The following is a 17,768-nucleotide window of genomic DNA, read 5'->3' as shown; positions in this document are numbered from 1 at the left end:
CACACTCCGCGCCCCGGTACCCATGAAGAACTACACCGATTTCCCCGCCGTGGGACATCTGGCTCCGATTCGACGAAGCCGCGCGCATGGGCCCCGAAGTCCCTGGTACTTCTCCAGCGGTCCGGGCCGGTTCAATCTGGAAACCCCACGTGGCACGATGAACACGGCCTCCTCTCATGAAGTTGCGGTGCGCGAATACTTGGGGACGGTCATGGTCGGCGATGCTGTCATCCCCGCCTCCCAGATCGTTGACCGGTGGGTGACTGAATTGGGGATGCAGGAGCTCACGGCGGCCGATTTCACGACAGGCTCGGCATTTGGCGTCGCCCCGGGTGATGTCGTCGCGCCCCTGGGGGACTACGCGATCACTCGTGCCTGGGCGGCTGCGATGGATGCCGCGGGCTTCGACGGCATCGAAGCCCGTTCCCGTTTTGGCACCGGCAGCAACCATCCCACATGCCTCTACGTTTTCGGAGGCGAGGGGCAGCACGTGGTGGGGTCGACGCACGAAAAGGTGTCCATGCGCTCGGTCATCGAAACGATGGCGGGGTACACCATCGACAGTGTTCCCACATCGGCCACGCTCATCGTCGATCCCTAGACCCGGTCAACGGTGGGCCTACTAACCGGCCAGAAACGTGTCCAGGCGTGCCAGCACGACGGCGGGGTCCTTGAGCTGGCATTCCCACAGGTCCAGGACCTGCCAGCCGATGGATTCCAGGGCCGCGTGGCTGCGAGCGTCGCGTTCAACGTTGCTCCGCCGTTTCTCCGCCCAGAATTCCGCGTTCGTCGCCGGCGCATGCTGCCCGACGGGACAGTCGTGCTGGTGCCAGAAGCACCCGTTGACGAAAACGACCTTCTTCCGCGACGCGAACACCAGGTCCGGGCGCCCGGGCAGCTTGCCGCCGCGCAACACCAGCTCCGGAGCCCGGCGCCGTGCGGTGGCCAGGGCCGCAGACGACACCTGGCCGTGCAGACGGAAGCGATAGCCGGCCCGGTGGGCCACCTGGCGCACCACCAACTCCGGTTTGGTGTTCGTTCCCCGGATGCGCGACATCTGCGCCGAACGTTCCGCAGGGGTCAGACGGTCCATGGGAACAGGTTCTCATGCCCGGGAGGCCCGGCGACAGCACCTGCGGGGCCCCGCGCTGCAACCGCTGGCCCTGTTGATCTCACGGAAAGGATGAAACGCTCGGAAGATCACCACCGCAAGTCCAGAGGAAGCAGCGCACCGTGCCCACCCCAGAACAAACCCGCCTGATCCTCGACGCGGTCGACGCGGCGTTCGACCGGCAATGTGAATTCACCGCCGAGCTGATCCGGCATCCTTCGGTGCGCGGGTCGGAGGAATCGGTGCAGGACCTCATGTACTCCGCACTGCAGGGGCGCGGGTTCGAGATGGACCGGTGGAAACTCGACGTCGACGAACTGGCCCGGCACCCCGGGTATGGCCCGATGACCGTCTCCGCCGACCAGGCGTCCACTGTCGTCGGGACCTACACACCGCGCACGACGGGGGGCCGCTCGCTGATCCTGAACAGCCACGTCGATGTCGTTCCGACGGGGCCGGAAGCCACCTGGGCGCGCTCGCCATGGGATCCGGCGATCATCGACGGGTGGATGCACGGCCGCGGGGCCGGCGACATGAAGGCCGGCGTCGCCGCGAACCTGTTCGCCTTCGACGCCCTCCGGGCCGCCGGGTTGGAACCGATGGCCCCGATCATTGTCCAGTCCGTGGTCGAAGAGGAATCCACCGGCAACGGTGCCTTGGCGGCCCATTTGAGGGGCTACCGTGCGGACGCCGTCCTCATCCCGGAGCCCGAGGAGAACATGCTGGTCCGGGCCAACGTCGGGGTCATCTGGTTCACCGTCAGGGTGGAGGGCAAGCCGGCACACCCGCGGGAAATGGCCCACGGCTTCAACGCCATCGATGCCGCCTACACCACCATCCAGGAGCTGCGGCTTCTCGAGGACCGCTGGAACGGCCAGCGGGCCGCCCACCCCCACTTCGAGGAGCTGGACCACCCCATCAACTTCAACATCGGGAAGATCCGGGGCGGGGACTGGCCCTCGAGTGTGCCCTCATGGTGCGAGCTCGATGTCCGTGCCGCGTTTTATCCGGGGACCACCGCGGAGGACGCCTGGTCCGACATCCAGAAGTGCCTGACAGGCATGGCGCCGAAACTGGGTGGCATTGCCCCCACGGCCGAGCGAACAGGCTTCTTCGCCGAAGGATATGTCCAGTCGGCCGGGACCGACGCGGAAGCGGTGCTCGCCGCCGCCCACCAGACGGCGTTCGGCGCCCCCCTCGAATCGTTCACCACCCCCGGCTACCTCGATGCCCGCGTCTTCACGCAATACGGCGGCATGCCCACCTTCGTATACGGTCCCCGGTCCGAGGCGATCCACGGTGTCGACGAACGGGTGCACCTGGACTCGGTCCGCAGGATCACCGGCGCCATCGCCTTGTTCATCGCCGAGTGGTGTGGGGCCCGGGAGGGTTAGTCGGAAGTCTGGCCGCGCCCCTCCGCGACCAGACTCCGCTCGATCCGCCGGTCGGGGATCAGCCACAGGACCGCGACGCCGGCAAAGAAGGCGACCGCCACGTACACCAGCGTCCGGGACTCGTCGCTGCCCAGTACCGCACAGACGATGCCGACAACGTAGAGCGCGGGGGAGAGCTTGCCCTTCACATCGCGCCCGACGGCGGTACGCAGTGTCGAGGCGGCGCCCTGGGAGCGGATGATGACCGACTGCAGGATGAAGTAGGCCACCGCGAGCGCCAGCAGGTCCGCCCCGTAGACGATCGCGGGGACCCGGGCGAACGAACTCTCGTCCATCCACGCGGTCGTGAACGGCAGCAGTGAGAGCCAGAACAACAGGTGCAGATTGGCCCACAACGCGCCACCGGTGATGCGGTCGGTGATCTGGAACATGTGGTGGTGGTTGTTCCAGTAGATCCCCACGTAGATGAAGCTCAGCAGGTAGGTCAGCAGGCTCAGACCCAGGCCGGACGACGCCAGGGCGGCCAGATCGTGCCCCTCGGGGACCTGGATCTCCAGGACCATGATCGTCAGGATCACGGCCATGACCCCGTCGCTGAATGCCTCGAGGCGGCTGGTGGGCATCATGGTCATCTCCCGGTGCGTCGCTGTGCTTTACCGGCTGATCCTAACCCCGGTGCACGACGGCGGGGCAAGGCTTTTCTGGACACGCCACGACGGCACGGTGATACATATTGTTCCTTCAAGTTTTCGTTTACGATGTGTTCATCACTCGTGCCCGGCGAGGTCCGGGAAGAAAGTTGGGGGAATGAAAACTTCACTTTGCCGTGCCATGGCAGTCATGGCTGCGGCTTCGTCGCTGGTCCTCGGAGGCACCGTTGCCGCCGTTGCCGCACCAGGTGCACTATCCATCGCCACGACATCCGTCGTCCCGGCCGCAACGATTTCCAAGGTAGCCCTCGGAACCATTGCGTCCCCGGTCGTCAGGGTCGGCGGCAGCGCAACCGTCGCACCTAAGGTCACCACCAGCGGATCGGTCGATCTCCGGTCGAAGACGATCACCGTACTCCAGGGCAAGAAGACCCTGGTCCGCGCGAAGGGGAGTGCCAAGCTCAAGGCCGGAACCTACTCGGTCAGCTCTGTCGTCAAATACCGGACGATCTCGGGCGCGGGCGCGTCGAAGAAGTACTCCGCGGTCAAGACGGTCAGTAAAAAGCAGAAGCTGGTGGTGCGGTCTGCCGTTTACATCAAGGCCATCTCCGGCAAAACGGCCCCATACCGCGGGAAGGTGACCATGAGGCCGAACGTTTCGCGGGCGAGTGGCGTGCAGCTTTCGTCCAGCCGCTTGACGGTGAAGCAAGGGGCGAGGAAGATCGCCACGAACAAGTCATCTGTGGCGCTGAGAACCGGGACCTATCGGATCACCACCACGGCGAAGTACCGCATTCCGGTGTACAAGACCACCACGGTGATCACGAAGGGCAAGCAGCTGGTCGCCGGGCCCGAAAAATTGGTCAAGATGAACTGCAAGGTCGTGGAACTCGGCCCTTCGGATACCTATGCGGACTTGGTGCTGCAGCCGATGCGCTTGGTTTGTACGGGCAGCTTCAACGGCAGCTACGAAACCTACGCCGTGTCCTTTGCCGACAACGAGGCAAGCCGTGAAGCGGGGATTTCCGGAGCGGTCCTGTGGGATGACAACGGTGAATCCACCACACGCATCAAGGCAGCTGTTGGTGCCACGGCATCGCCGTATCTCTATGCCGAACGCAACCTCTACAAGCCGGTGACGACCAGCAAGAAAGTGACCAAGAAGTCCTGGTCTCCGACGTACACCGCCACGAAGACACAGACAGTGAAGATCAAGGCGGGCAAGAAGCCGAACCATGTATACGGGACAGGCAGCTACAACTGCCCCGCCGGGTACCCGATCAAGGGCAACGCCAGCTCGATGATCTACCACGTGCCCAGAGGCGCTTTCTACACCCGCACCAACCCTGAAGAGTGCTTCTCCAGCACGGCAGCGGCTCGATCCCACGGATACCGCGCGTCCAAGCGCTAACACGCGTGGAGGCCGACGGCCGGGCCGGGAGATGAAATGTCGCCTGGCCCCGCCGTTGGCTTTCCTTAAGATCCCACTTTCGGATCTTCCTTGATTCCTCAAGTATTGAGATGTAACGACATTTCTTGTCAAAATACTCCTTTCGGGGGATGCCAACCTGCGGCGCTCATCAATAGCGTGAAGACATGGATATTTCATACACTCATCCACGTTTCATGACGACCCACCACCAGATCTCTGGACGTGCCCGGTGACGGCCCGTCGCTGGACCGGCCCCGCCGCCTTCCTGGGGGCCGCAAGCCTGCTCATCGCCCCGGCCGCCGCGGGCGCCGCAACTCCGACTGCCCCGACCACGGCCACCACGGCGGTCGCGCTTCCGCAGGCTCCGTCAACGGCGTCGGAGTCCCGGATGGTCGATCGCGTCGCCACGCCGAAGGCGGATTGGTTTGATTGCGCCGACCTCGCGCCCGGCGCCGATTGCGCCAGCCTCCCCCTCCCGCTGGACTACGACCAGCCCAAGGGCAAGAAGACGAACGTTGCGGTCCTGCGCCTGAAGGCGACCGACACCTCGAAGAAGAAGCTCGGCACACTCTTCGTCAATCCCGGCGGCCCCGGCGGCTCCGGCGTCCAGATGGCCGCCGCCGCCGACCAATTCGTCAGCCCCAAGGTGCGCGAGCGGTTCGACGTCGTCGGCATGGACCCCCGTGGCACCAACTTCAGCGATGGGGTCGCCTGCTGGAAGAACATGGGAGACCAGGCCAAGGACCTGGCCGGCTTCGCCGTTCCCTTCCCCTTCGCCCGGGCCGAAACCAAGGCCTACGTGAAGTCCTCGGAGGCCTTCGGTAAGGCGTGTGCGACGACGGGCAAGCCGATGTCGGGTGCGATGTCCACCGCCGAGGTCGCCCGCGACATGGACGTGTTGCGCCGCATGGTCGGCGACCAGCAGCTGACGTATCTGGGCTTTTCCTACGGCACGTATCTGGGCAATGTCTACGCCAACATGTTCCCGGATCGGGTACGCGCCGTCGTCATCGACGGGGTGCTGGACCCGCAGGGCTGGGCCGGTACGAAGTACAACAAGTCCCTGCCCCAAACCCAGCGGATCAAATCCGGACAGGGAGCCGCCAAGGCGCTGAACGAGATCCTCAAGCGCTGCAAGTCAGCCGGCGAGGAGTACTGCCAACTGGCCGCCGACGGTGACCCCGTGAAGATCTATGCGGACATCGTCGCCTCGCTGAAGAAGAAGCCGTTGGTCATCAGCGGCGAGGAGACCGGCGGCGAACCCGTCGAGATCAGCTACGCCATGTTGACCTCGATCCTGCTCAGCAGCCTCTACTCCCCAGACGCCGGTACCGCAGTGGACTCCATCCTCGCGGAGGTCTCCGCGCTCATGGCCAAGCCCGGGGCGAAGGGCAGCAAGCTGGCCCAGCGCCAGGCCGAAGCCCGCTCCGACCTGGCGGCACGCATCAGCTCGGAGAAGCAGGCGGCGAAGTCGGCCGGCGACGAGAAGCAGCGCATGGGGGCAAGTGCCGGCTGGGGCTTCCCGTACAACAACGCGGCCGAGGCTTTCCAATCGGTGCTGTGCACCGACGGGACCAATCCATCCCGCGCCAAGAACTGGTCGACCTATGCCGACTACTCGCAGATCCTGGCGCCGGACTTCGGTCCGATGTGGACCTGGTCGTCCGCGCCGTGCGCCAGCTCGACGTGGACGGCACAGGATGAAGACTCCTACCGCGGCACCTTCGACCACGCCACGGCGAACCCGGTCCTGGTCGTGGGCAACTACTGGGACCCGGCGACCAACTACGACGGCGCCGTCAAGGCCGCATCGCTGCTGCCCAACAGCCGGCTGCTTTCGAGCACCAACTGGGGCCACACTGCCTACGGCACCTCAAAGTGCGCGACCGGGGCCGTGGACGCGTACCTGTTGACGGGCAAGCTGCCCGCGAAGGGAACCGTCTGCGAGGGCGACGTGCAGCCGTTCACGGAACCGCTGGACCAGCAGGGCCAGAACAAGTTCCGCCAGGCGCCGAAGAGCCACCTACCTCCGGTGGTTCCACCGATCCCGGGCGCCGTCCCGCGCACCTGACCCACCCGTCGACGAGCCCCTGGTTGCTCCAAAGTGTGGGAGGGCCCAGGGGCTCTCTCGTGCCCGGAAGCCGGGCATCGCCGTCGTGCTCAGTCCTCGGTCTGGCCGGCGAGCAGTTCCTCGAGCCGCTTGTAGCCGTCCTGCATGCCCTCCTCCATGCCGGAGGAGGCCATGCCATCGCGGGCCTCCTGGCTGGGGTAGACCGAATGGCCGACCAGGCTGGTGCGACCGTCGCCGAGGTCCTCGAAGCGCATGAACTCCAGGCTCACGACGTCGGGGAAGCCGTCGTACTCGAAGGTCTGGATGATCAGTTCGTTCTCGCGCACGCAGTGGAAGGCCCCGGAGAACCCGTAGGTGTCGCCGTCGGGGCCGGTGTGCAGGTACCGGTAGGTGCCCCCGGTGCGGGCGTCATAGTGGTCGATGTCCATCCGCAGCCGGCGTGGGCCGAGCCACCGGCCGATCAGGGTCGGGTCGGTGTGGGCGCGGAAAACGTCGGCGACGGGGAAGTCGAACTCGCGGGTGGAGTCGATGTAGGGGGTGTTGTCGGGGATGGACAGGTGCAGGTCGTTGCTCATGGTGCTTCCTTGGGGTTACGGCCGCCGGCGGCGGCCTGTTCGCTCAGCACGGTGTCGAGGGCGCGGAACTGCTCTTCGCGGACCAGCCGGTAGCGGTCGATCCATGCGGTGAGGGCCTCCAGGCGTGCGGGGTTCAGGTGGACGGGCCGGCGCTGGGCATCGCGTGATCGCGTGACGAGCTGCGCCTGTTCGAGGACCTGGATGTGCTTCGAGACCGCCTGTTTGGAGATCGCGAAGGGTTCCGCCAAGTCGTTGACCGTGGCCGGGCCCCGGCTGAGCCGGGCGACAATGGCGCGGCGCACAGGGTCGGCCAGGGCCAGGAAGGCCCGGTCGAGCGATGCGTCGGTGTTCTCGTCCAGGGGCATGATCAACATCTTTCTTTATCAACCGATCGATTGATTACAAAATAGACAGTCGTGCCGGCGGTGTCAAGGGGTGTGCCGGGACGGCGAAAAAGTCCGGCGGAAGTCTTGCATGCCGCCGTCGTGCAAGCTAATCTACAACCAAATGGTTGTAGATGACTTGAGTGACGACGAAATCGACCGCATCTTCCAGGCCCTGGCGGATGCGACCCGGCGCGACATCATCCGGCGGGTGATGCGGACCGAGCAGTCCGTGTCGACCCTGGCCGGGAACTACCAGATGAGTTTCGCGGCAGTGCAGAAGCACATCGCGGTGCTCGAGCGGGCGTCGCTCGTGGGCAAGGAGCGGCACGGAAGGGAGCAGATCGTGCACGGCAACCCGGAGGCACTGCAGCGGGCATCGCGCCTGCTCGACGCCTACGGGGACATCTGGCGCCAACGCGCCGACCGCATCGGGGACATCCTCTCCGAACCGAGACAGGACTAGGACCATGACCGTCATCAACCACACCGCAGACACCGAAAACCTGACACTGACCTTCGTCGCCGAGTTCGACGCCGGCGTCGAGCGCGTCTGGCAAGTCTGGGAGGACCCGCGCCAGCTCGAGCGCTGGTGGGGCCCGCCTACCTGGCCGGCCACGTTCGTGCGGCACGAACTGGCCGCCGGCGGGGAATCCCGCTACTACATGACCGGCCCCGAGGGGGAGAAATCCGCCGGTTGGTGGAAGATTTTGGAGACGGATGCCCCGAGGAGCTTCACGTTCGAGGACGGCTTCGCCGGGGACGACGGCGAACCCAGCGGCTTCCTGGGGACCTCCTTCTGCACCGTCACCCTCGAGGACGTCGGCGGGCGGACCCGGATGACGTCCGTGACCACGTTCGAGAGCCTGGAACAGCTCGAGGAAATGGTCAAGATGGGCATGGAGGAAGGCATGACGCTGGCCATGGGCCAGATCGACGCGATCCTGGCCGAGCCGGTCACCCCGACCGGCTCGGTCTAGCAGGACTCTGCTCCAGTGGGCCACCCCGGCCTTCGCCGGTTGGCTCATCATCCTGGGCGCCAAACACGGCGCGATGCAGGGGCCGGAGAACGTGGTCCTGGGCCTCAATCCATGGCGACCGGGACGCGCCGCCGGAAGGCTGTCGGGCGCCCGGAGGCCGTTAGCGTTCGGGTGGACGATCGTTGGTGGTGGAGAGTACCCCGTTGTTGGCCAGTTGCTCGGCAACGCGAACGAGTTTCGTGTTGCTGGCCGAGCTGGCTTTGGCCAGGAGGACGAAGGCCTCGGTGGCAGTGACCTTATACCGCTCCATGAGGATGCCCTTGGCCTGGCCGATCAAGTCCCGTGAAGCCGAGGCATCGCGCAGATGGTCCGTCTTCTGGGTTTCGGAGAGCGCCACGGCGGCGTGCGCGGCGACGAGGGAACCAACGAGTTCGGATTCGGCGTCGAACGCGTGGGCTTCTCTGCTGAAAAGATTCAATGCGCCCAGGTTCTCGCCCTCGACGAAGAGCTGGAAGGAGAGCATGCTCTCCACCCCCAGGGCGCGGGCTTCGGCGGCGAAGCGGGGCCAGCGGTCCTCGTTTCCCATGTCGGGCACGCTGACGGTGTGGTGTTCGAACACGGCATCCAGGCAGGGGCCCTGGCCAACATGTTCCTGCAAGGCGTCCACTATCCGGGCCATCTCGCCCGAGGGCGCGCGGGACTCGATTTTCCTGCGTGCCATGACCAGGCTGATTGATGCCTCATCGACCCCCGGGATCAATTCGACGGCTGCCCGGGCCATGCGGACCAGGATCGCCGCTTCGTCCCTTTCGCCTTGGAGAATACGGGCGAGGTGTCCCATGCTTCCGGCCAGGGTGTCGTCATCGGACAGGTCGGCCTCGTCGTTCGTGCCGGCACTTGGGTTTCCCTGATAACCATCCATGGCCATATTCTGGCAGCCCGCTACGAAACTGCATAGTCGGTTTCTGGTGCTTTTCGCGAAGCGGAGCGCCGCGCAGGAGACGCTCTCGTCGGTCTCAATAATGGGGGCGTCACAAGGGCGGTCCAGCGGGGAGATGCCGGGCCGCCGGACGACGACGTGTACAGGGAATGTGGATTCGATCAGTTGAAGTCCTATCCGCTGTGCATGGTGCGGACGAGCGATTGCACTTCCCCCGGGCAGTTGAGACTGCCGGTCCCATGGCCGGAATGATTCTGACGAGGGGTGCGTGATGAGAAGTTCTGACAAAACGACTGGCTGGCAACCGAGGACACTCACGAGGCGCTGACGGGAGAGGCTTCTGTGTCGACCTCAGGAGTAGCCGCAGACGGCCGTACGGAACACGTATCGGATACAAGGTGGGGCTGCGGCGTTAAGATGGGAAACAATCTACTCGTGCCGACTCGACCCCTTTTTCGGGGCGCTGCCGGTACCGCCACAGGAGGCGATGATGGCTACCGAACTTCCACTTGATGAACTGTCGATGGTGTTCGCCCGCGTCAAAGGCATGTTGCTGAGCGAGGAAACCGTCGAACATGCGGTGGAGCTGCTTGCCCAGGCAGCCAAAAGCACGATACCGGGGGCAATTGGCGCCGGCGTCTCCGTCATCAGTGCATCGGGGAGCAGGGAAAGTGCCGGGAGCACGGACCGGGTGGTCCGTGAAGCCGATGACCTGCAGTACAAGTTGGGTGAAGGCCCCTGCCTGACGGCCTGGGGCTCGGGCAAAATCGTCAACGTCGACGACGTCCAGTCCGACCCCCGCTGGCCGGATTGGTCCGCCGCCGTCGTCGGGCTGCCGATCCGATCGGTACTCAGCACGCCGTTGCCACACCAGGAGACCGTGGTCGGGGCCATGAAAGTCTACGCGGCTGTGGAACACGCCTTCACCCCGGCGACCGAACGGTTGTTGACGATGTTCGCCGGACCCGCTGCCGCGCTGCTGGCCCACGTGCAGACCAATGACCTTCCGGCCCGGCTCAGCGAATCCATCCGGAGTGCCGTGGGCAGTCGCGACACCATCAATATTGGCAAGGGCATCCTCATGGCCGAGCACGGTTTTGACGAAGACTCAGCCACGACACACCTGCTCCAGGCTGCCCGCGCAGGACGCCTCACCCTATTGGAGACCGCGAAACGGATCATCGCCGCCGATCCACGGCGGGGCGGGCGGACCTCGTGAGGGAGCCCATGCCGCCGGAGTCGCCACCGCCCGAAAGCCCGCCCCCAGTGGTGCCCGCCGGGGATGGTCCGGAAGAATCACAGCGCCACCTGCTGGCGAGGGCGGTACGCCATTCGAAGCTGTCCCTGAAAGAACTGTGGGTGTACTACTTCAGCCTCGGAGGCACCGCGGGTGAGTACGAGCTGGATGCCTACATCAACGCCTCCTACTTCTTGCCTGCACTTCAGCATGACGTGCTGGCGCAGGCCGTTAATGAAATGATCGACATGATCCCGCCTTCTCCGCGTGCACCGTTTAGCTATGACACGGACGGTGGCCCAACGACAGAGAGATGTCTAGGGTAGGACGACACGATAAGAGCAGACGATGAACGGGACCACGCCCCATCCGCGCTCGTGCAGCCATCCGAACGCCACCGTGACAATGCAGTTGGCGGGTTTGAGCTGGCTTCCCAGCTCGGCGAGCTGGCACGTTCCCTCCACCAGGAAGGACCGGAGGCCCTCTTGGAGATCGTCGTCTCTGCTGCGATCGCTTTGATTCCCGGCACCGAGGATGCATCACTGAGCATCGTCACCGGCCGGAAGGACATCGAAACGATGGCCCCTTCCAGTGAGCTGCTTCGGTATTTGGATGATCTGCAGGTCGAGTTGGCGGCGGCGCCCTGTCTCGATTCGATCTATGAGGAACGCACCATCCGGGTCCCCGGCATGGGCACCGAGATCCGCTGGCCTCGTTTCGCCAGGCGTGCCGCCGATGCCGGTGTGGGCAGCATGCTCGCCTTCCAGCTCTATGTGGAAGGCGACAACCTGGGCGCATTGAACCTCTATTACCGCCAGGTGGCCGCTTTCGACGATGAATCCGAGCACGTCGGGTTGGTCGTGGCATCCCATGCGGCGATTGCGCTTTCGGAGGCCCAGAAGGTCAGTGAGCTCCACCAAGCCGTCGAAGGCCGTGATTTGATCGGGCAGGCGAAGGGAATCCTGATCGAGCGCTACAAAATCACCGGCCACCAGGCATTTCTGCTGCTTGCCACGGCAAGTTCGCACACCAACAGGAAACTCCGCGATGTCGCCGACGAACTCATCAACAGCGGGGAAATCCAAGGCGGCACCGGCCCGACACGCTGACCTCCGGTGCCAACGACTGAAGCCGGACAGGCGCACTCCGAGCCATCACCACCCTGTGCGGTCGACGGCGAACGAGGCTGCACCAACTGATCCTGCACATCGTGCTGTGTCCCTTGGACCGCTGTCAGTTCGAGTGACTTGGACTTCCTCGTTGCCCGGGGCGAAGCGGGGCGGCGCACCGCGGGACCTTGGCAGGATGCCGTTATTGCTGATCGTCCACTCATCCGTTATCCCACGGTGCGTGCCAGTCCACGGCGTTCCCAGACTCGGCCGTTTTCATGGCCTTCCGGGGTATCAGGGCATCGGCCGACCGATAGCGGGAAGGCGCCGAAGCGCTGAAACGCGGGCTCAGACGTCCAGGGTCTCCCGGCATGCACATTGGAGGACCAACTGGTCGAGCATGGACAGGGTGCCGAGTCCGTGAATATAGGCATCGAGGGTGATCGCGTCGGCATCACCGCCGCGTCCGAGGCAGGCAATCCATACCTCCTGCAGGCTGACACTGCCAGACTGCAGACCAGCTCTCAAACGGTCGGCCAGATCTTTTCTGTAGGGGTGCTGGGGTGACATATGGCGGCGCCTAAGGCGTTGTCGAAGTTGCGGGTGAAACTGTTCACTGCGTACCGAATCTGGGTTCGGATCGTCCTTCCATTACCTCCGAGATCGCCCCCTTTCGTCAAGGGAACGGGCGCGCCACGACTCAGGAGATCCGAGCTTGAAGTAGCCCCAGAAATTGGCTTGGCGGAATCGTCGTCGAATTGCAAGAATTAGGCATGGCAGAAATCCGCATGGACAGGGACCCCGGCGCAGGTGACGATTGTGGCATCGGGCATGACGGCCTCGCCGAACGCATGGGCGAACTCGCCCGCGAACTCCAACAGGAACGTGACGAAGCAGCGATCCTGCTCCACATGGTCCGTGCAGCCGTCGAGATGATCCCCGGCGCCCAGGAAGCGTCGATCAGCCTCGTGCTCGCACGAAAAAGGGTCGAAGCCCGTGCCCCCTCGGGGCCCCTGGCTCGGGAGGCGGATGCGCTCCAGGAGCGGTTGGGTGAGGGGCCGTGTCTGGATGCCGTGCATGAACACCCGATGGTCCGCGTCCCGGATATGGCGGCAGAGCGCCGCTGGCCCCGATTCGCGGCCGGAGCAAACGCGTTGGGGGCTGCCAGCATGTTATCGATCCGGCTTTTTGTTGAGGGTGAGAAACTTGGGGCTCTGAACCTCTTCAGCCGTGACATCGACGCCTTCGACGAGGAATCCGAGGAGATCGCCTGGCTCGTGGCCGCGCACGCCGCCGTCGTCCTCGCAGGTACGCAGCAGATCGATCAGCTCCGTGACGCCGCCGCGACGCGGGACGTGATCGGACAGGCCAAGGGCATCCTCATGGAGCGCTATAAGATCAAGGAAGCGCACGCCTTCCTGCTGCTGGCACAGGCCAGCTTCCGCACGAACACGAAGCTCGTCCGCGTGGCCGAGCAACTGTCAGCCACCGGGGACCTGCCCAGTGACGAGGGAACCACCGTCGGCCGCTGACATCTGACTGGGCGCCGATGTCACGCAGTTCCGCATCGCCCCAGACAACCGGCAGACTGGGGCACACGGCCACCCGCACCCGGCGGTGGGGCGATGACGAGGGGCACCGGCATGAACGACGACATCCAGCAGCTCACGGCCACCGCATTAACGGGAGCGATCCGCCGTCGTGAGATCTCCTCTCGGGAGGCGACCGAGTCCCATCTGCAGCGCATCGCCGCGGTGAACCCGTCGATCAACGCCGTCGTGACACTCGATGCGGAGGCCGCCCTGGCCGCCGCGGACATCGCCGACCGGCTCACGTCCTCCGGGGCGGGCCTGCCCCTGCTGCATGGGCTGCCGATGACCCACAAGGACACGCACGACGTCGCCGGCATGCGCAGCACCCAGGGCTCGCCGATCTTCGCCGACCATGTCCCGGAGGCCAACGCGCCGATCGTCGCCCGGCTGAAGGCCGCCGGGGTCGTGAGCACCGGGAAGTCGAACGTGCCCGAATTCGCCGCCGGGTCCCACACCTTCAATCCCGTCTTCGGGACGACCACCAACCCGTACGATCCCACCCGCAGCGCCGGCGGATCCTCCGGAGGCGTCGCCGCCGCCATCGCCGCCGGCATCCAGCCGCTCGGCGATGGCTCCGACATGGGCGGGTCCCTGCGCATCCCGGCCTCATTCTGCAACGTCGTTGGATTCCGCCCCTCCTACGGGGTCCTCCCGATGCCGGCGGCCATCAACGACTGGGCGTGGCTCGGCCGGACCGGCCCGATGGCCCGCGAAGTCGAGGACATCGCGCTGTTCATGGAGGCCGTCTGCGGCCCATCCGACCGGGTGGTGCCCCCGGCACCGCTGACCGGAGCCGACTTCTCCGGCATCTTCGCCGGCCGCGAGCCCGGCGATCTGCGCGGGGTGCGGATCGGCTGGAGCGAGGACTTCGGGCTCGGCGTCCCGGTCGAGGCCGAAGTCCTGGAGGTCCTGCGGGCCCAACTGCACCACTTCGAGGACGCGGGGGCGATCGTGGAGGAAGCCTCGATCGACTTCGCCGATGCCGATCTGGTCTTCGAGCGCACCCGCGCCACCGACTTTGCCGCCAACCTCGGACCATTGGTGCGCGAACACCGCTCGCTCATCAAGCCCGAGGTCATCTGGAACGTGGAGCTCGGCCAGTCGCTCACGGCCACCGAATTGATCGAGGCCACCGCGGCGCGCACCCGGCTCGCGGCCGCCGTGCGCAGCTTCTACTCCCGGTACGACCTCTTCCTGGCCCCCGGCGCCCAGGTCCTGCCCTTCGACGCGACCCGGCGCTACCCGGGCGCGATCAACGGCGTCGAACCGTCGTCGTACCTGGATTGGATGCGCTCGGCCTGCCTGCTCTCCGCAACCGGGCTGCCCGTGGTGTCGATGCCCGCCGGGTTCACCGCCTCCGGCCTGCCGGTCGGCTTCCAGCTGGCCGCCAACCACTACCGCGATGTCGACCTGCTGCGCCACGCCCGCGCCTTCGAGGACCGCACCCGGGTGGCCGACCGCCGGCCGGAAATCATTCCCGGCAGCGGGCAGGTGGCCCGGCCGATCGTCACGGTCGACGCCGGCTGACGAATAAACTGGGAAGCGATCTCACGTTTGCCCCCCGCCCCGCGTCTACAGGTTGATGAAGAACACCCCAGCATTCGAAACCGTCGTGGAACGCCACGGCACCACGGTGCTGCGCGTCTGCCGCGCGGTGCTTGGCGCCGGCCCCGACGCCGACGACGCCTGGTCCGAGACGTTCCTGGCGGCACTGCAGGCCTGGCCCGCGCTCGCCCCCGACACCAACCTGCAGGCCTGGCTGGTCCGGGTCGCCCACCGCAAGGCCATCGACGTCACCCGTGCCCGCGCCCGCCGGGCCATCCCCGCGGGCCACGCCGGCGATCCCGGATGGCCCCCGGGCACGACGGCGGAACGCACCTCGGGGACCACCTCACCAGTGCGCAACCCGGGGGAGGGGGAACCCGAACTCTGGGCCGCCGTCGGGCTCCTGCCCGAACGCCAACGTCTCGCCATCGCCTACCACTACCTTGGCGGGCTCGCCCATACCGAGACCGCCCAGCTGATCGGCGGCACCCCGGACGCCGTCCGCCGGGCCGCCGCCGACGGACTGAAGACCCTGCGCCGGACCTACGGACCCGACGCCCCCTGGGAAGGACCCACACCATGAACACCGCCATCCCCAATGCCACCGACGCCGCACCGACGCCTGCCGAATCGCGCCACCTCGATGCCCTGCGCGCCACGCTGGCCGACCGCGCCGACACCGCCGGCCTGCTCGAGCTCGCCTACCGCACCATCGATTCACCCGTCGGCCCGCTGCTGCTGGCCGCCACCGCGCAGGGCCTGGTCCGGGTGGCCTACGAGCGCGAAGGCTTCGAGCAGGTGCTGGCCACTCTGGCCGCCCGCATTGGGCCTCGGATCCTGCGCGCCGACGCCCGGCTTGACGGGGCCGCCCACCAACTCGACGAGTACTTCGAGCACCGCCGCACCGCGTTCGACCTGCCGCTGGACCACCGGCTGTCCTCGGGATTCCGGCAGGCCGTCCAGGCCTACCTGCCGCAGATCGGCTACGGCCACACCGCCACCTACAAGGAGGTCGCCGGCTCCGTCGGCAACCCGAATGCCGTCCGTGCGGTCGGCAGCGCCTGCGCCACCAACCCGCTCCCCGTCGTCGTGCCCTGCCACCGTGTGCTGCGCTCCGACGGCGGGCTCGGCGGCTACATCGGTGGGCTCGAGGCCAAGACCACGCTGCTGCAGCTCGAGGAAGCCGCATGAACGGGGAGGCCCTGTTCGGCGACGACCTGCTGCACCGTCCGCGACGCGAGCTCGCTCCCGGCGCCACGTGGGTGCCCGGCTGGCTGGACCTGGCCCAGCAACGGTGGCTGGTGCACCGGTTCCACGAATGGGAGCACGGCCCGGTGCCGCTGCGTTCGGCCAGGGTCGGCGGGCACGAGATGAGCGTGAAGACCGTCTGCCTGGGCTGGCACTGGCGTCCTTACGAATACACCCGCGAGGCGATCGACGTTAACGGCAACCGCGTCCTGGACGTGCCGGACTGGATGGTCCGGCTGGGCCGCAAGGCCGTCACCGAGGCCACCGGCGACCCGGCGGCGGGGAACGCCTACACCCCGGACACGGCATTGGTGAACTACTACGACGGCGCCGCCCACATGGGAATGCACCAGGACCGGGACGAACGCTCCCGCGCCCCGGTCGTCTCCCTGTCCATCGGGGACACGTGCCGGTTCCGCTTCGGCAACACCGAGCACCGCAACAAACCCTACGAGGACATCGAGTTGGCCTCGGGTGACCTGTTCGTCTTCGGCGGTGCGTCCCGGCTGGCCTACCACGGGGTTACCAAGGTGGTGCCCGGCAGCGCGCCGGATGGGTGCGGGCTGGACACCGGGCGCATCAACATCACGTTGCGCGAGACCGGGCTGGGGTAGCCCCGGCCCGACAGTTGCCGACCGGTGGACCGCGCCCAACCCCAAAATGGGACTCTGTTGGTAACATATTCCCATGGAAGCAACGATTGATTCTGGGGGCCGGCTCCTCCTGCCGAAGGTCCTGCGTGACGCCTTGGGGCTGGCGCCCGGTTCGAAGGTGGACGTCTCGCGCTATGGCAGCGGCGTGCAAATCACGCCAGGTGGACGCACTGCCCGGCTGGAGCGGGAGGCTGATGGGCGGCTGGTCTCCCGCGCGGAGACCGTCATCACCGATGGCGTCATGTTCGCGCTGATCGATGCGGACCGGCGGTGACGGTCGGTCCTCGGTTTGCCGTCGACACGAGCGTCGCCATCCCGCTCCTGGTCGCATCGCATGAAGCCCACGAAAGCGTCAGGTCCTGGGCAGCGGGGCGCGCACTCGGATTGAGCGGGCAGGCCCTCGCAGAGACGTACTCCGTGCTGACCAGACTGCCGGGGGATGCCCGGGTGAGCCCCGCCGACGCGGTCCTGCTGATCGACGACAACTTCGCGGATCCCCTGCTGCTTCCGCATGAGGCGGCGGGTGCCGTTCACCGGGAGCTCGCGCGCTGCGGTGTCTCGGGCGGGGCAACCTACGACGGACTGGTCGCCCTGGCCGCTCGTGAACACGGCACCACATTGGCCACGAGGGATGCGCGGGCTCGGCCCACGTATGAGGCGATCGGCGCACGCGTCGAAGTGGTTGCCGGCCCGATGGGGCTGGAGTAAACAGCGACGCGGTGAAGCCAGCCAGGATCGAAACCGTGCTTCTGGATCAACGCTGACGGCAGGCGCATGGCGTGCGAAGGGAAACGGCGGATTCTTGACCGCGCCTTAAGTTGATCCGCGGCAGATGCGACACAATGAGC

The 17,768-nt window shown here is 66.2% G+C and carries 22 protein-coding genes; 16 read left to right on the top strand and 6 right to left on the bottom strand.

The window, feature by feature from the left end:
• Nucleotides 1-22 precede the first annotated feature (22 nt).
• Nucleotides 23-601, top strand: coding sequence for an RES domain-containing protein (locus AC1MEQ_RS04745; protein WP_479794419.1), 579 nt, complete (start codon nt 23-25; stop codon nt 599-601).
• A 21-nt stretch (nt 602-622) separates the two neighbouring features.
• Here AC1MEQ_RS04745 and AC1MEQ_RS04740 read toward each other — a convergent pair whose 3' ends face one another.
• Complete coding sequence (locus AC1MEQ_RS04740) at nt 623-1,093, bottom strand: very short patch repair endonuclease (protein WP_479794418.1); 471 nt, start codon at nt 1,091-1,093, stop codon at nt 623-625.
• A 140-nt stretch (nt 1,094-1,233) separates the two neighbouring features.
• Between AC1MEQ_RS04740 and AC1MEQ_RS04735 the strand changes: the two genes are divergently transcribed.
• Complete coding sequence (locus AC1MEQ_RS04735; protein WP_479794417.1) at nt 1,234-2,505, top strand: ArgE/DapE family deacylase; 1,272 nt, start codon at nt 1,234-1,236, stop codon at nt 2,503-2,505.
• Here AC1MEQ_RS04735 and AC1MEQ_RS04730 read toward each other — a convergent pair.
• Nucleotides 2,502-3,131 carry a TMEM175 family protein gene (locus tag AC1MEQ_RS04730; protein WP_479794416.1) on the bottom strand — a complete coding sequence of 210 codons (630 nt, stop codon included), beginning with the start codon at nt 3,129-3,131 and terminating at the stop codon, nt 2,502-2,504. The two genes, AC1MEQ_RS04735 and AC1MEQ_RS04730, sit on opposite strands and share 4 nt — an antisense overlap.
• Here AC1MEQ_RS04730 and AC1MEQ_RS04725 point away from each other — a divergent pair.
• Entirely contained in the window at nt 3,088-4,566 is a 1,479-nt protein-coding gene (locus AC1MEQ_RS04725) for a sunset domain-containing protein (RefSeq protein ID WP_479794415.1), read from the top strand. The two genes, AC1MEQ_RS04730 and AC1MEQ_RS04725, sit on opposite strands and share 44 nt — an antisense overlap.
• A gap of 250 nt (nt 4,567-4,816) precedes the next feature.
• Nucleotides 4,817-6,658 carry an alpha/beta hydrolase gene (locus AC1MEQ_RS04720; RefSeq protein ID WP_479794413.1) on the top strand — a complete coding sequence of 614 codons (1,842 nt, stop codon included), beginning with the start codon at nt 4,817-4,819 and terminating at the stop codon, nt 6,656-6,658.
• A gap of 89 nt (nt 6,659-6,747) precedes the next feature.
• Here the strand turns inward: AC1MEQ_RS04720 and AC1MEQ_RS04715 are convergent, their stop codons facing one another.
• On the bottom strand, nt 6,748-7,233 hold the full coding sequence (locus AC1MEQ_RS04715) for an SRPBCC family protein (RefSeq protein WP_479794412.1): 486 nt from the start codon (nt 7,231-7,233) through the stop codon (nt 6,748-6,750).
• Nucleotides 7,230-7,598: an ArsR/SmtB family transcription factor gene (locus tag AC1MEQ_RS04710; RefSeq protein ID WP_479794410.1), complete on the bottom strand. Its 369-nt coding sequence runs from the start codon at nt 7,596-7,598 to the stop codon at nt 7,230-7,232. Before AC1MEQ_RS04710 ends, AC1MEQ_RS04715 begins: the two co-directional genes overlap by 4 nt.
• 142 nt (nt 7,599-7,740) lie before the next feature.
• On the opposite strand from AC1MEQ_RS04710, the gene AC1MEQ_RS04705 reads away from it, so the two are divergent.
• Nucleotides 7,741-8,082, top strand: coding sequence for an ArsR/SmtB family transcription factor (locus tag AC1MEQ_RS04705; protein WP_479794408.1), 342 nt, complete (start codon nt 7,741-7,743; stop codon nt 8,080-8,082).
• 4 nt (nt 8,083-8,086) lie between these two features.
• Nucleotides 8,087-8,596, top strand: coding sequence for an SRPBCC family protein (locus AC1MEQ_RS04700; RefSeq protein WP_479794407.1), 510 nt, complete (start codon nt 8,087-8,089; stop codon nt 8,594-8,596).
• Between the two features lie 160 nt (nt 8,597-8,756).
• Here the strand turns inward: AC1MEQ_RS04700 and AC1MEQ_RS04695 are convergent, their stop codons facing one another.
• Complete coding sequence (locus AC1MEQ_RS04695) at nt 8,757-9,518, bottom strand: ANTAR domain-containing protein (RefSeq protein ID WP_479794405.1); 762 nt, start codon at nt 9,516-9,518, stop codon at nt 8,757-8,759.
• 508 nt (nt 9,519-10,026) lie between these two features.
• Between AC1MEQ_RS04695 and AC1MEQ_RS04690 the strand changes: the two genes are divergently transcribed.
• The 3 genes from AC1MEQ_RS04690 to AC1MEQ_RS04680 all read left to right on the top strand — a co-directional run bounded on the left by AC1MEQ_RS04690 (nt 10,027) and on the right by AC1MEQ_RS04680 (nt 11,882).
• On the top strand, nt 10,027-10,755 hold the full coding sequence (locus tag AC1MEQ_RS04690) for a GAF and ANTAR domain-containing protein (protein WP_479794403.1): 729 nt from the start codon (nt 10,027-10,029) through the stop codon (nt 10,753-10,755).
• 8 nt (nt 10,756-10,763) lie between these two features.
• Nucleotides 10,764-11,099 carry a hypothetical protein gene (locus tag AC1MEQ_RS04685; RefSeq protein WP_479794401.1) on the top strand — a complete coding sequence of 112 codons (336 nt, stop codon included), beginning with the start codon at nt 10,764-10,766 and terminating at the stop codon, nt 11,097-11,099.
• A 159-nt stretch (nt 11,100-11,258) separates the two neighbouring features.
• Entirely contained in the window at nt 11,259-11,882 is a 624-nt protein-coding gene (locus AC1MEQ_RS04680) for an ANTAR domain-containing protein (protein WP_479794399.1), read from the top strand.
• A 348-nt stretch (nt 11,883-12,230) separates the two neighbouring features.
• Here the strand turns inward: AC1MEQ_RS04680 and AC1MEQ_RS04675 are convergent, their stop codons facing one another.
• Nucleotides 12,231-12,452, bottom strand: coding sequence for a hypothetical protein (locus AC1MEQ_RS04675; RefSeq protein ID WP_479794397.1), 222 nt, complete (start codon nt 12,450-12,452; stop codon nt 12,231-12,233).
• A 203-nt stretch (nt 12,453-12,655) separates the two neighbouring features.
• Here AC1MEQ_RS04675 and AC1MEQ_RS04670 point away from each other — a divergent pair, with 203 nt between their 5' ends.
• The 7 genes from AC1MEQ_RS04670 to AC1MEQ_RS04640 all read left to right on the top strand — a co-directional run bounded on the left by AC1MEQ_RS04670 (nt 12,656) and on the right by AC1MEQ_RS04640 (nt 17,628).
• Nucleotides 12,656-13,414 (top strand): GAF and ANTAR domain-containing protein, encoded by a 759-nt coding sequence (locus AC1MEQ_RS04670; RefSeq protein ID WP_479794395.1) that lies wholly within the window; start codon nt 12,656-12,658, stop codon nt 13,412-13,414.
• Between the two features lie 111 nt (nt 13,415-13,525).
• On the top strand, nt 13,526-15,001 hold the full coding sequence (locus tag AC1MEQ_RS04665; RefSeq protein WP_479794393.1) for an amidase: 1,476 nt from the start codon (nt 13,526-13,528) through the stop codon (nt 14,999-15,001).
• A 55-nt stretch (nt 15,002-15,056) separates the two neighbouring features.
• Complete coding sequence (locus AC1MEQ_RS04660) at nt 15,057-15,602, top strand: RNA polymerase sigma factor (protein ID WP_479794391.1); 546 nt, start codon at nt 15,057-15,059, stop codon at nt 15,600-15,602.
• Entirely contained in the window at nt 15,599-16,210 is a 612-nt protein-coding gene (locus AC1MEQ_RS04655; protein WP_479794389.1) for a methylated-DNA--[protein]-cysteine S-methyltransferase, read from the top strand. Before AC1MEQ_RS04660 ends, AC1MEQ_RS04655 begins: the two co-directional genes overlap by 4 nt.
• On the top strand, nt 16,207-16,881 hold the full coding sequence (locus tag AC1MEQ_RS04650; RefSeq protein WP_479794387.1) for an alpha-ketoglutarate-dependent dioxygenase AlkB family protein: 675 nt from the start codon (nt 16,207-16,209) through the stop codon (nt 16,879-16,881). Before AC1MEQ_RS04655 ends, AC1MEQ_RS04650 begins: the two co-directional genes overlap by 4 nt.
• A gap of 73 nt (nt 16,882-16,954) precedes the next feature.
• Complete coding sequence (locus AC1MEQ_RS04645; RefSeq protein WP_479794385.1) at nt 16,955-17,194, top strand: AbrB/MazE/SpoVT family DNA-binding domain-containing protein; 240 nt, start codon at nt 16,955-16,957, stop codon at nt 17,192-17,194.
• Nucleotides 17,191-17,628, top strand: a complete 438-nt coding sequence (locus AC1MEQ_RS04640; protein ID WP_479794383.1) for a PIN domain-containing protein — start codon at nt 17,191-17,193, stop codon at nt 17,626-17,628. Before AC1MEQ_RS04645 ends, AC1MEQ_RS04640 begins: the two co-directional genes overlap by 4 nt.
• Nucleotides 17,629-17,768 lie beyond the last annotated feature (140 nt).

This window comes from Arthrobacter sp. ASL1 (assembly GCF_056680475.1).
The sequence above is the reverse complement of the archived record's forward strand: the minus strand, read 5'-3'. Positions and strand labels throughout refer to the sequence as shown.

Excerpts from the sequence above, each read along its gene's own strand:
- AC1MEQ_RS04745 (WP_479794419.1), top strand. The coding sequence starts at position 23 with ATGAAGAACTACACCGATTTCCCCGCCGTGGGACATCTGGCTCCGATT.
- AC1MEQ_RS04740 (WP_479794418.1), bottom strand. The coding sequence starts at position 1,093 with ATGGACCGTCTGACCCCTGCGGAACGTTCGGCGCAGATGTCGCGCATC.
- AC1MEQ_RS04725 (WP_479794415.1), top strand. The coding sequence starts at position 3,088 with ATGACCCCGTCGCTGAATGCCTCGAGGCGGCTGGTGGGCATCATGGTC.
- AC1MEQ_RS04730 (WP_479794416.1), bottom strand. The coding sequence starts at position 3,131 with ATGATGCCCACCAGCCGCCTCGAGGCATTCAGCGACGGGGTCATGGCC.
- AC1MEQ_RS04715 (WP_479794412.1), bottom strand. The coding sequence starts at position 7,233 with ATGAGCAACGACCTGCACCTGTCCATCCCCGACAACACCCCCTACATC.
- AC1MEQ_RS04710 (WP_479794410.1), bottom strand. The coding sequence starts at position 7,598 with ATGCCCCTGGACGAGAACACCGACGCATCGCTCGACCGGGCCTTCCTG.
- AC1MEQ_RS04705 (WP_479794408.1), top strand. The coding sequence starts at position 7,741 with ATGGTTGTAGATGACTTGAGTGACGACGAAATCGACCGCATCTTCCAG.
- AC1MEQ_RS04700 (WP_479794407.1), top strand. The coding sequence starts at position 8,087 with ATGACCGTCATCAACCACACCGCAGACACCGAAAACCTGACACTGACC.
- AC1MEQ_RS04695 (WP_479794405.1), bottom strand. The coding sequence starts at position 9,518 with ATGGATGGTTATCAGGGAAACCCAAGTGCCGGCACGAACGACGAGGCC.
- AC1MEQ_RS04690 (WP_479794403.1), top strand. The coding sequence starts at position 10,027 with ATGGCTACCGAACTTCCACTTGATGAACTGTCGATGGTGTTCGCCCGC.
- AC1MEQ_RS04685 (WP_479794401.1), top strand. The coding sequence starts at position 10,764 with ATGCCGCCGGAGTCGCCACCGCCCGAAAGCCCGCCCCCAGTGGTGCCC.
- AC1MEQ_RS04675 (WP_479794397.1), bottom strand. The coding sequence starts at position 12,452 with ATGTCACCCCAGCACCCCTACAGAAAAGATCTGGCCGACCGTTTGAGA.
- AC1MEQ_RS04670 (WP_479794395.1), top strand. The coding sequence starts at position 12,656 with ATGGCAGAAATCCGCATGGACAGGGACCCCGGCGCAGGTGACGATTGT.
- AC1MEQ_RS04665 (WP_479794393.1), top strand. The coding sequence starts at position 13,526 with ATGAACGACGACATCCAGCAGCTCACGGCCACCGCATTAACGGGAGCG.
- AC1MEQ_RS04660 (WP_479794391.1), top strand. The coding sequence starts at position 15,057 with ATGAAGAACACCCCAGCATTCGAAACCGTCGTGGAACGCCACGGCACC.
- AC1MEQ_RS04655 (WP_479794389.1), top strand. The coding sequence starts at position 15,599 with ATGAACACCGCCATCCCCAATGCCACCGACGCCGCACCGACGCCTGCC.
- AC1MEQ_RS04650 (WP_479794387.1), top strand. The coding sequence starts at position 16,207 with ATGAACGGGGAGGCCCTGTTCGGCGACGACCTGCTGCACCGTCCGCGA.
- AC1MEQ_RS04645 (WP_479794385.1), top strand. The coding sequence starts at position 16,955 with ATGGAAGCAACGATTGATTCTGGGGGCCGGCTCCTCCTGCCGAAGGTC.